This is a genomic window from Flavobacteriales bacterium, assembly GCA_016715895.1.
Classification (GTDB): Bacteria; Bacteroidota; Bacteroidia; order Flavobacteriales_F; family PHOS-HE28; genus PHOS-HE28.
Genome location: JADJXH010000003.1, coordinates 467639 through 478740 on the forward strand (window position 1 = coordinate 467639; position 11102 = coordinate 478740).

The 11102-nt window shown below is 64.8% G+C and carries 6 protein-coding genes; 3 read left to right on the forward strand and 3 right to left on the reverse strand.

What is annotated here, in order from left to right:
- Window positions 1–11 precede the first annotated feature (11 nt).
- The 3 genes from IPM49_02220 to IPM49_02230 all read right to left on the reverse strand — a co-directional run bounded on the left by IPM49_02220 (window position 12) and on the right by IPM49_02230 (window position 8520).
- Window positions 12–1568, reverse strand: a complete 1557-nt coding sequence (locus IPM49_02220) for an SUMF1/EgtB/PvdO family nonheme iron enzyme (GenBank protein ID MBK9273341.1) — start codon at window positions 1566–1568, stop codon at window positions 12–14.
- 186 nt (window positions 1569–1754) lie between these two features.
- Window positions 1755–6815 (reverse strand): S8 family serine peptidase, encoded by a 5061-nt coding sequence (locus tag IPM49_02225; GenBank protein MBK9273342.1) that lies wholly within the window; start codon window positions 6813–6815, stop codon window positions 1755–1757.
- Window positions 6816–6948: 133 nt separating this feature from the next.
- Window positions 6949–8520: a peptidase C1 gene (locus tag IPM49_02230; GenBank protein ID MBK9273343.1), complete on the reverse strand. Its 1572-nt coding sequence runs from the start codon at window positions 8518–8520 to the stop codon at window positions 6949–6951.
- Window positions 8521–8609: 89 nt separating this feature from the next.
- Here IPM49_02230 and IPM49_02235 point away from each other — a divergent pair, with 89 nt between their 5' ends.
- The 3 genes from IPM49_02235 to IPM49_02245 all read left to right on the forward strand — a co-directional run bounded on the left by IPM49_02235 (window position 8610) and on the right by IPM49_02245 (window position 11048).
- Window positions 8610–8960 (forward strand): hypothetical protein, encoded by a 351-nt coding sequence (locus tag IPM49_02235; protein ID MBK9273344.1) that lies wholly within the window; start codon window positions 8610–8612, stop codon window positions 8958–8960.
- 44 nt (window positions 8961–9004) lie between these two features.
- Window positions 9005–9577: a T9SS type A sorting domain-containing protein gene (locus tag IPM49_02240; GenBank protein ID MBK9273345.1), complete on the forward strand. Its 573-nt coding sequence runs from the start codon at window positions 9005–9007 to the stop codon at window positions 9575–9577.
- Window positions 9578–9929: 352 nt separating this feature from the next.
- Window positions 9930–11048 (forward strand): T9SS type A sorting domain-containing protein, encoded by a 1119-nt coding sequence (locus tag IPM49_02245; protein MBK9273346.1) that lies wholly within the window; start codon window positions 9930–9932, stop codon window positions 11046–11048.
- The last annotated feature ends 54 nt before the right edge of the window (window positions 11049–11102 follow it).

Sequence of the window (11102 nt, forward strand, 5' to 3'; positions counted from 1 at the left end):
TTCATCCCGGTTCAGCGCACACCCCGCCCGCTGCCCTGGCCACGATTGGAACTGACCGTGTTGGCGTTGGTACGATCGGACGTTCGCAGGAACGCTACCTGGTTGACATAATCCCCCCCGCGGAACCCGATGCCAATGGCGTTCGTGCCTGGCCACGCCGGCACGTCCGCCTGGCCCACGGCGCTCAGGGCACCGTTCCCAAGCGCACCGGTGAACGCGCGACCCGTGGCATTGCCGACCGTAACGGGTTTCTCCATCATGTTCCCGGACAGTTCCAAGTTCCCGTAGTACCCGGCGCCGGCAAGCTCTCGGTCCGAACTTCCCGTGGCGAACGCGCCCACGCGAACCGGTCCCAAGGAGAAGAACCCGTCCTGGAAGTGGTTCGCGTTCGCGCCGACCGGGCTCACCGACTCGGTGTTCGCACCCGGGTCCACGATACTGTTGGCCCGGGTGCTGTTCGTGGTGCCCCACGCGTACTCACCCGCCACGGGAAGTAGGCTTCCGCGGCACGCCTTTTCGAACTCCAACTCCGTCATGGGCCGAAGTCCGCTCCAATCCAGATAGGCGGCGATGTCGGCCCAGCTCAAGGGGTTGCACGGTACCCATGCACCATCATCGGCCTCCCCGCCCACACCGTTGTTGTTCAGGTCGCAGTAGAAGGTGATGGGGGCCGTGGGGTTCACGTTCACATCGCACCGGATGCCGCTCCGGATGGTCGGGAACGGGCCCGAACTGTTGACCATCACGAAATAGTTGTTCACGATGAAGATGCCGGGGGCGATATCGGTGGCGGTCCGGGTGTTCTGTTGCGTGCGGGTCAGGGTGTTCAGGAAGTCGGCGTATTGCTGCATGGTCAGCTCGTGCTTCATCATGTAGAAGGCCTTGTAGCCCTTCGGGAAGGCGGCGGGCAATGTTCCGGTGCCGCCGATGGAGCTGTTCCCTGACGACGATGTACCCCACAACGAGCCCGCGTTCGGGGCGATCGTGAGCGCGTTCTCCGACGTGATGAGGAATGGAATGGTGGGTCCTGACCCCCAAGCCCCATCGGTGAAGCTACCGGGCTCCGTGCCGCCACTTCCAACATGGAAAGGTCCTTCCGGAATGCGCACCATCTCCACGGCGAACACCTGCACATCGGCGATCTCCGTGTACGCGATGCCGTTCTGCGCGTAATTCCATCGAAGCTTGACATCGGTGGTGGTGAAGGTCCCCGATCCCGCTGCGCTCCGGTGGATGAACACACCGACCCCCCAGTTGGTCCCGGCATCAAAGGGCAAGGCCGGATCCAGCAGGCCGGTGGAGATCGTCGATGGTGTTCCACTGCCCGCCTGATGGGTCGCATCATCCCCCAATCGGGCATGTTCCCAAAGGCCGGTGCCTGCGTTGCGGTACTTCACGAATACCCATGCGGCATCCCATCTGTCCGGATCGATCCGCCAACTGTTCTCCCAGCTGAGGTCGAACTGCACATCCACCACCGTCCCGGTATTTCCGGTGAGGGTGCCGGCAGAAATGCTGATGTTGTTCGCGGATGCAGGCAGCGAACCCAACAGGCATGCGGCCGTCATGAGGAGGAACAAGGAAGTGCTGTTGGCTTTCATGGAGGCGTCCGTTCGGCAGTGGCCAAACCTATCCCCAGCGGCAGGGTGGGTCAATAGAACTTTAGTTAGTGTGCACGAGCAGCGCGTACCGCAACGCGCCGCCGCAGCGAAGGATCGCTTCAGCCACCGGTCCACCGTCGCCCCACGCCCCGCCTAGGGGAGCTGCTGGGTACGCACGGCCGTGGGCACCGCACCACCCACGGTCACCAGGATCGGATCGCGATCATTGGCACTGCCGGCGTACTTCACCTGGCCGTTGAGGTTCACATCCTCGGGGTGATATCCGGTGGCCGTGGCCGTGGGCAGCGCGCCCCCGATCCGGACCAGGATGGGGTCCCGGTCATTGCCGCCACCGGCGTATTTCACCTGGCCGTTGAACGTGACGTCGCCGCACCACAGCAGCTGGAGCGCGCCGTCCACGCGGCAGGCGTTGGTGCCGAAGGTGGTGGTGCTGGACAGGGTCAGGTCGACCGTGGTGACGGCTGCGCCCAGGGACAGCGCGCTGGCGGTCATGCAGCCCAGGTGGTTGCGATGGCGCAGGGCGACGAAGTGATCGCCGGGCGCCACCGTGAACTGGACCGGGGAAAGGCCATCGGTGTCCACCACATCCCCATCGCGCTGCAGCAGGGCGGCACGGGATCCCACGATCTGTGACGGGTCAGAGGGGGAGCGGAGCTCGACCAGCACCCAGTCCACGACGGCATCCGGACCGGTCACCGCCAGCACAGCAGGGCTGGTGGACTCGCCACCACCGCCACCGGCATGCACGTATCCAAGGCCGGCGTACGGCTCGGTCGTCGGCACCAGGCCCAGGACGCGCATGCCATCGTTCATCAGCCCGGTTCCCGGGTTGAAGGGGCCGTCCAGGAAGACCCGCGCTGCCACCTGCACACAGCCCTCGTCCACCACGCCATCGCAATCATTGTCCTCCCCGTCACAGACCTCTTCGGAACCGGTGGTCTGGTAACCGTCCGCCGTGGAGAACGCGACCGGATCTTCCGGCGCTGTGGCGAACAGGAGGTAGCTCTCGGCGAAGAGCGGCACATCGTTCGGCGTGATGGTAATGCTGAAGCAGCCGTCGCCGATGCAGACCGGGAGTTCGCCGATCCCTTGTGTTCCGAGCGGCAGGGCGAGATCACCCTCGATCAGCGTCGTCCCCTGTTGGATCATGTAATGTGCGGACCCCTCGACATCGGGATCGTCCGTCAGCACGAACAAGCTGAATCCGAATTGGACGGATGCATCGGTGTCATCGCAGTCGCCGGAGAGCGCGGCTGAGCTGGCCGGCTGGGTGCAGGCGGTGCCGATCGAAGTGGTGCCATACCCGTCGCCATCGTTGTCCACGAACCACTCCTGAGCCTGGGCGCAGGGGCCGGGGCAGGTGGCGGCGGGATCGTAGTCGCAGGCGTTCACATCCATGCAGCCCACATTGGCCAGGCACGGCACACCGCGGCAACCGCAGCGCTCGTTGAGCAGCTCCAACGCTGCGGTCGGGTCATACTGGAAGATGCCGGTCTGGGGCAGCTCATCCAGGCCTGATGCACCATAGATCATCCGGGCCGAGCGGTCCGGGCAGATCATCACCAAGGTGGGAACAAAGCCTTCATACAGATCCAGCGCGCCGTACTGCTGCGCAATGGCTGCACCGCCGGCGTTGATGATCGGCCAATCCATGGTGGACACGAAGGGGGCGAGCGACCCGTTCACCGTGGCGGTGTCCTCGATCTCTACGCTGATCATGCGGATCAGGTCCAGGCTGTCGGGTCCCATGTGGGCGTACCAGTCCTGCAGGAAACCCGAGTTGTTCATCAGGTTGCTGGGCGCGCACCAGGTGGTGAAGAGGTCGAGCACCACGGTCTTTCCCTGGGCCAGCAGGGCGAACAGGTCCACCGGCGCGCCGTTCACATCGGTGGCGGTGAAGTTGGTGGCATAGCGTTCGGTGCCCGTGATGGTGCTTCCCTGCACACAGCTTCCATCGGGGCAGATGGCGTTGGGGTCGTAGTTGCACGCCATGGGGTTGGTGCAGCCGCTCTGGAACGCGATGGAGGTGCCGTCAATGAAGCCGTCGCAGTTGTTGTCCACGCCGTCGCACACCTCGGCCGCACCCGGGTTCACGGCCGGGTCACCGTCGTCGCAATCACCTCCGATGTTGATCATCCCGGAGATCACCGTGCAGCTGTGCACCTGTGACGCCTGGTCGCCATAGCCATCCCCGTCGGCATCGGTGTACCAGAAGAAGTCCTCGTCGATGAGCCCGTCGCAGTCGTTGTCCACGCCATCGCAGAGCTCGTTCGGGCAGCTGGGGCCGCAGTCACCGCCGTCCGACCCCAACGCAGCACAGGTGAGGTCGATGAAGTTGCCGTTCCACTCGAAGCTTCCGTCGTCGCAGAAGCCGTCGCCCGCCCACTCGAGCGGGGCGCAGTTCCCGTTGCAGTCCTCGATCTCGCCCGCCGGACAGGAGCCCTCCATGAAGCCCAGGCACAGGCAGTCCGGCGTGATGCGGTCGCCGAAGGTGGCCGGGTCGCCGTCATCGCAGGCCGCACCCACGATGGTGAGCGCGGCGGTGCTGTCGTCGCAATCGCCGCCGGTGGTGATGCGGCCGGCCACTGGGGTGCAGCTGAACACCACGGAGGCCGGATCGCCGAAGCCGTCGTTGTCCGCATCCACGAACCAGAAGAAGTCCTCATCGGCGACGCCGTCGCAGTCGTTATCACGTCCGTCGCACAGTTCGGGGGCTCCGGGGAACACGGTGTCCCGGGCATCGTCACAATCACCGGCCTGCGCGGCTGTTCCAGGCGGCTGCACACAGGCGGCCACGCCTTCAGCACCCTCCGCGCCGAAGCCGTCACCGTCCGCGTCGGTGTACCACAGGAAATCCTCATCCGCCGTGCCGTCGCAGTCGTTGTCGAGGCCGTCGCAAGCCTCGGCTGCGCCCGGGTTCACCGCCGCATCACCGTCGTCGCAATCGCCGAACTGGGCGGAATACCCTGTGGGTGGCGTGCAGGCCTGGATGAACTCCTGATCGTTGCCCCAGCCGTCCTGGTCGCTGTCCAGGAACCAGAACGCTCCGTCCTGGTCGTCAGCAAGCCCGTTGCAATCGTTGTCGATGCCGTCCGCTTCCGCGCACAGGTCGCCCGCACCGGGGAAGATGGCGGTGTTCAGATCGTCACAATCACCCACCAGCTGACTGAAGGCGCCCACCGGCGGGGTGCAGGTCACGCTATCGCTACCGGCAAGGCCCCAGCCATCGCCATCGGCATCCACATACCAGATGAAATCCTCGTCCACCAGTCCGTCGCAGTCATTGTCCAGCCCGTCGCAGACCTCGGCCAGCGCGCCGAGGGGGCCGGAGAAGCCCTGTTGGGTGTCGAAGCTGCTGTAGGTGGTGCCGCCGGTCGTGATGAGGCCGAGGTAGGACTCGACGTTGAGCGGGATCGTGGCGTTGCTCAAGGTCACTTGGGCGCAACCGGGCACGCTGCAGAACGTGACCACCGCGGCCGAGGTGGCGCCGGTGGCTGCCGAGGGTGCGATGGTGTAGGTGGCCTCGATCACGGTGTCCGTTCCGACCACGACCAGGGCATCCACCGCACCGGTGCTCTCGAAGTCGGCCGCAGGCACGATGATCTGGACGACGTCGCCGGTGCAGCAGCTGCCGTCATCACAGGTGGCGGCAGGGTCGTAGTTGAGGGCGCTGGGATCCGTGCAGCCGGGGATCACCGTACCCACGGTGAAGCTCAGCGCACCGTTGACGATATCTCCGGACTGGATGACGCCGCCTTGGAACAGGACCGTGAACGTCCCATCCAGGGGTTGCAGGGTGCCATCGACCACGGTGGCGCTGAAGCAGCCCTCTGCCGCACAGATCGCAATGCTTCCACCGGTTCCTTGCGCGATGCTGGTGCCGGCGCCGTTGAGCAGGACGTACTGCGCGGTGCTCCCGGCCGGGGTGTTGAGCTCAACGGTCAAGGTGTCGCACGCGGGGCATTGCGCCAGTAACGATTGATAGGCGGTGTGCACGTCCAGCTTGCCGCCGGTGATGGTGATGGCGTTACCGCCGGGGAAGGGCGCCACACCATTGAGGATGGCCTGCTTCACCTGCTGGGCCGTGGCCTGCGGCGCGCCGGTCGTGCCTTGGGCAAAGGTCACGCAGTCGTTGCTGTACAGGAGGGCGACCGCCCCCGCCACGGCCGGTATGGCGAATGAGTTGCCGTCGGCCAGGATGGTCCCGCCGCCGAGGTCGGTGGTGGGGATATCCACTCCGGGGGCGAGCAGCTGTACCGTGTTGTTCCCCACAGCGAAGGGCACTTCGTTCAGCGGTCCGTAGCTCGTCACCACGATGTTGTTGGCATTCGGACAGGTGGCCGGGTAGTCGTCCACCACATCGATGTCGGTGGGGTCGTTGGGGCCGGCGGTCACCACCAGGATGCCCGCTGCGCCGAGGTCATCGAACAGGGGCTCGCCGAACCCGCAGTCCACGCCGGGGATCCCCCACGAGATGGTGAGCGCCACGAAGAGGCGCCCCTGAGCCCCGTTGCTCTGGTTGAACAGGGTGCGCTGGTTGAGGCAGAACTGGAACTGCGTGAAGGCATCGCTTAGGTCGTTCACCGATGCCGTGCTCACCAGGTCCACGTCCCAGTTCACGCCGCTGACCCCGATGCCGTTGTCGCCCACCGCGCCCACCACACCGGCCACCTGGGTGCCATGCGCGTCGCTTGCGGGGGCGTCCACGGCGATGTTGTCCGCCAGGTCGGGATGCCCACCTTCCACACCGCTGTCGATGATGCCCACGGCGATGCGTTGCCCGTTGGCCATGGCGCCGCCGGTGGTGCTGTTCCAAACGGGCTCCACGTTCATGTCGGCCAGGTGCCACTGGCTGCCGTACTGCGGGTCGTTGGGCTGGGCGCGACGGTGCACCAGGTGGTTGAGCGAGACGGCCTCCACGCCGGGCAGCCCGACGACGAGGGCCGCAAGCTCGTGCTCACTGAGGCCACCGCCCTGCACCACCACGCGGTGGTAGCGCGACCGTTCGCCCAGGGGCTCCGCCGACCACAGCTCAAGCCCTGCGGGAAGCTGCGGCCGGAGCGCGCGTTCCACATCGGCCATCGCGTGGCCACGGGCGAGGCGCACCAGCACTTCGCCGGGACGCCAGGCCTGCTGCGTCCAGGCTGGAAGGGTGAACAGAACGGCGACGAGGAGGAGGGTCTGGCGCAGCATGGCGGAACGGCGTTCGGGGCCGTGCGGCCAAGTTCCTGCATCCGGGCTTCCCAAGGAGCTCGCGGGGGGTCAACTTTGGTTAGGGGGGGGCACGATCCCGGAGCCGGGAGCGGCACGTTCCCCATGGACCCGCTCAGCGCTTCTCCAGCTCCAGCACCACGGCCACCGCGTTCCGGTCCGCCGGACCCGTGGCACCGATGGTCTCCCCGTCGGTGAAGCGCACGCCGGTGCTCAGCTCGTTCCCCAGCACCTCCTGCAGCTTCGCCGCCAGCCCTTGGGCCGTGCTGGCCTTCAGCTGGTCGTTCAGCTTGCGGTAGTCGATGGGCTGGTTGTACACCACCACGGCCATCACGTCCACGGAGCCCACCGCGTCGGCCTCCAGGCTGTGGTCGCTGGGGAAGAGCCGCGTGCCGGTGATGCCGCAGTAGGGCGAGTGCTTCTCGGTGTAGGGGAAGAGGACGTAGGTGCTGCCGTCGGTCTCCTCGCCGAAGAGGTAGGTGTAGCACTCGGTGTTGTTGGTCACCTCCACTTTGAAGCGGGTGCCCTTGGCGATGGGACTCACCGTGCGGAACACATTGCCGCCGGTGCTGCGCAGCGGGATGTTGGCCTTGTCGGCGTTGTTCACGAAGCCGAAGCGCACATCGAAGCTGGAGGGCTTCACATCCACGCCTTCACCCTGCGGGTACACGGCGTAGGCCTCCTTGCCGAAGTGGTCGAACACGGGGTAGGGCACCCAGGCCATGCCGTTGCGGCCCCACTCGGGGCCCCAGCTGTTCATGATCAGGAAGCCGCCGGTGTCGCCGAACTTGTAATCGTCATAGCCCACCACGCACATGGCATGGCCGCCGAAGCCGGCCTGGGCATAGTCCCGCTCGGTGGGCAGCCAGGCCTCCTGGCCTTCCATCTCCTGCATGAAGCTGCCGCCGACCATCATGCCGATGACGATGGGCGAGCCCTGCGCGAGGTGCTGCTTCATGGCGAGCATGTCGGTGCGCTGCTCGTCGGCCCCGAGCGTGAGGCGCTGAAAGCCCTTGATCCGGTACTGCCGGGCCTGCTGGCGCTCCTGGTCGGTCGGCTGCTTGCTGCAGGTCTGGTCGGTGTAGGCGAAGCGGCTGAAGGGCAGCACACCGCCGTCCAGCATGTTCTCCATGGCGCGGTAGATGTAGCTGCCCTGGCAGTCGCTGTTCTCGATCTTGATCTGGTTGTAGAGGTAGCTGGGGCTGAAGGCCTCGGCCGTGGTGGGCGTGGCGCCGGTGGCCTTGGCCTGCACGATGGTGCGCGCGGCGTAGGCGCTGGCCCAGGCCACGCAGCTGCCCTGCTGGCCCTGGTTGAGGCGTGGCGGACAGAACTTCTCCAAGGTCACCCGCTCGGGCAGCGGGTTCTTCACGTTGTCGGCCAGGGGTTCGTACACCTCGGCCTGGTCGTAGAGCTTGGGATCGAAGTTGGCGCCCGTGGCGAAGGAGGCGAGCTGGCTGATCATGTCGCCGCCGGGACCGCTGCCCGCACAGCCCTTCATGCCCCCCAGGAAGTAGAAGAGCCCGAAGCCGACGAGCATCACCAGCATCAGCTTGGGGTTCTTCATCAGCAGGCCGATGAGCATGGGTAGCAACGACCCCATGCCGCCGCCACCGCCGCCACCGCGACGGGAAGGGGTGGGGGAGCTGCGCCGCGGCTGCGGGTCGTCGGGGGTCATCCGGATGGGCATGGCGGAAGGGGTTCGTTCGGTGGGGGGCACCTGTCCGAGGTCATGGTCGGCCGGGGTGCACGTGCCGAAATTGGCGAAAAAGCCAAGCCATGCTGCGTTCGCTCGTTCTTCCCCTCGTCGCGTTCTTCATGATCGGCATGCTGCCCCTGCGGGCCGAAGCAGGCACCGAAGGCTCGGACGTGCTGGCCGTGGTGAAGGTGGAAAGCCTGCAGGCCGATGCGGCCGCGAAGCTCGCCGCACTGGTGGGGCGTGAGAAGGGTGTGGGCATCGAGTACACCTGCCTGTGGGCGGGGGTGCTGGTCTTCCACCTCGAGGATGCATCGCTGGCCGAACGGGCCGACGTCATCACCTACCTGCGCAGGCTCCTGGGCCAGGCCGGCATCAGCTGGGCCGAGTTCCTCGATGTGCACCTGGCCCCGCGGGGGCCGGGCAAGTGCTGAGGCCGTGCCTCACTGGTCCGCCACGCGACGCATACCTTGCAGGGGTGTGGTTCACCGACATGAGCAAGGCGATGTACGCCGAGGCCGATTCCATCATCGACCTCATCATCGCCCAAGGAGGTGGTACGCCCAGCGCGCACACCACTCTTGTCCAGCTACAGCTGAGCTTGCTGAACGCCCAGATATCACCGGAGAACATGACCCCGGCGCAGCACGCGCTACTGGAGGCCATGGTGGAAGAGAACCCCTATGGCAGTCCGAGCGCACAGGCGCTGCTGTCACTGGCCTACCGCACCCCTTACAAGCGTGTACCGTGGCTGATGAACGATACGCTGCCGGAGAAACGACTGGATGCTCCTTACTCTGCTGCGATCCAGCCGGCAGCCAATTGGACCATTGCACCGAATCCGGCTACTTCCTTCGTGACGATCTCAAGCACAATTGCATTGGATGAACTGCGGATGTTCAATACGAACGGCGATCTCGTGTACAGCAGGAACGTGAATGGCGGAATGCTATTTCAGATCGAGACCGCCAACTTCACAGCTGGTCTTTACCACATACAAGGATACGCAGGCCAAGAGGTCCTCACCGGCCGTGTGGTTGTAACGCGTTGAGGCGATGCGGGCTCTTGTGATGATCTCTTGGTTGTTGACCTCGTCGCTCCTCGCACAGGATCGCTGGAGCCGTACGTATGACATTGGTGGTGTGGCGAATGCCGCAGGGTCCGTGTTACAACTGAGCGATAGCACATACCGAACGGTTGTCCGATTCAATCAATCAGCACAAGGTAGCGGCCTCGCCTTGCACGAAATATCGTCGTCGGGTTCAGCCGTTGTGGTCCATCAGGATAGTTTTCCCCCTTATAGCTATTCGATCGGCGCCTCGGGCTCTTTGATCTCAGTATACTCCGATGGTTATGTACATGCCGGTTCACGAAGCTCGGGTGGTGATGTGGATGGAATGCTCATGCGCTATGCCTTGAATGGTGACACGATGTGGTCGCGTGGCTACGGATCGATCGCAGCGTTCGATAACGTGAACTGTTTGGACCTACTACCGGACAGCGGTTTCGCGCTCTTCGGCACGGTCTATACGAATGTCGGTTACGACATGCGCCTGATCCGCACCGACGCGAACGGGGATACGCTGTGGACGCGCCGATACGGCGGCCCGGAGGACCAGCAATGCCTGAGCGGGCAGCGCACCCTGGACGGTGGCTATGTGCTCAGCGGGTTCAAGTACTTCAACAACGACCACGTGAACATGTACGTGGTGAAGACGGATAGCGCAGGCCACCAGCAATGGCACCAGTGGTATGGCAGTGCGTGGATCGACAACGCGGGCTTCATCCTGCAACTGCCGGATAGCGGGTACCTCCTGGCGGGTGCAAGGCGCGAATTGGAACTTGACTTTCTACATCCATGTCTTTATCGACTGGACAAGACCGGAGCCGTGATCTGGAACGAGACGTACGACCCTGATGAATGGGGGGTGTTCTTCGCCATCCCGATCCGCACGCAGGATGGCTACACCATGTCGGGAGGGCGGTATGACGATAACACCAATGTGATCGGCATGCTCATGCATGTGGATGCCTCAGGCACGAAACGCTGGGAGCGCACCTACCACACCAACACCCAGGTGGATCATTATTTCTACGATGTGAAGCGCACGCTGGACGGGGGCTACATCATGGCGGGCACGGCCTTCGACAGCCTGCTGGTGAGCCAGGATGCCTGGTTGGTGAAGGTGGACAGTTTCGGATGTTTGGTGCCCGGCTGCCAGGTGTTCGATGGGTTGGAGGAGCAGGTGACCGACCTGGGCGATGTCTTGGAGGTGTACCCGAACCCGGCCCGCGACCAGGCCACGGTGCACATTGCCCTGCCGCAAGGCCTGGAAAGAAAGAACCTACGTCTGGCCTTGGTCAGCGCGGAAGGGAACTTGGTCCATGAGGAGGCGGTGCCGGCCACCGCGACCATGCATTCGCTGGAGCTCTCGCGCTATCCGGCCGGCCTTTATTTCGTGCATCTGCGCGATGGAGCACGGTGGCTCGCTGGGACGAAGTTGGTGCTGTCTTCGCCGTAGCCTTGCGCGAAGGAAGGGTGGAGCAGGGTCGATCACCGGTGCCATGCACGGCGG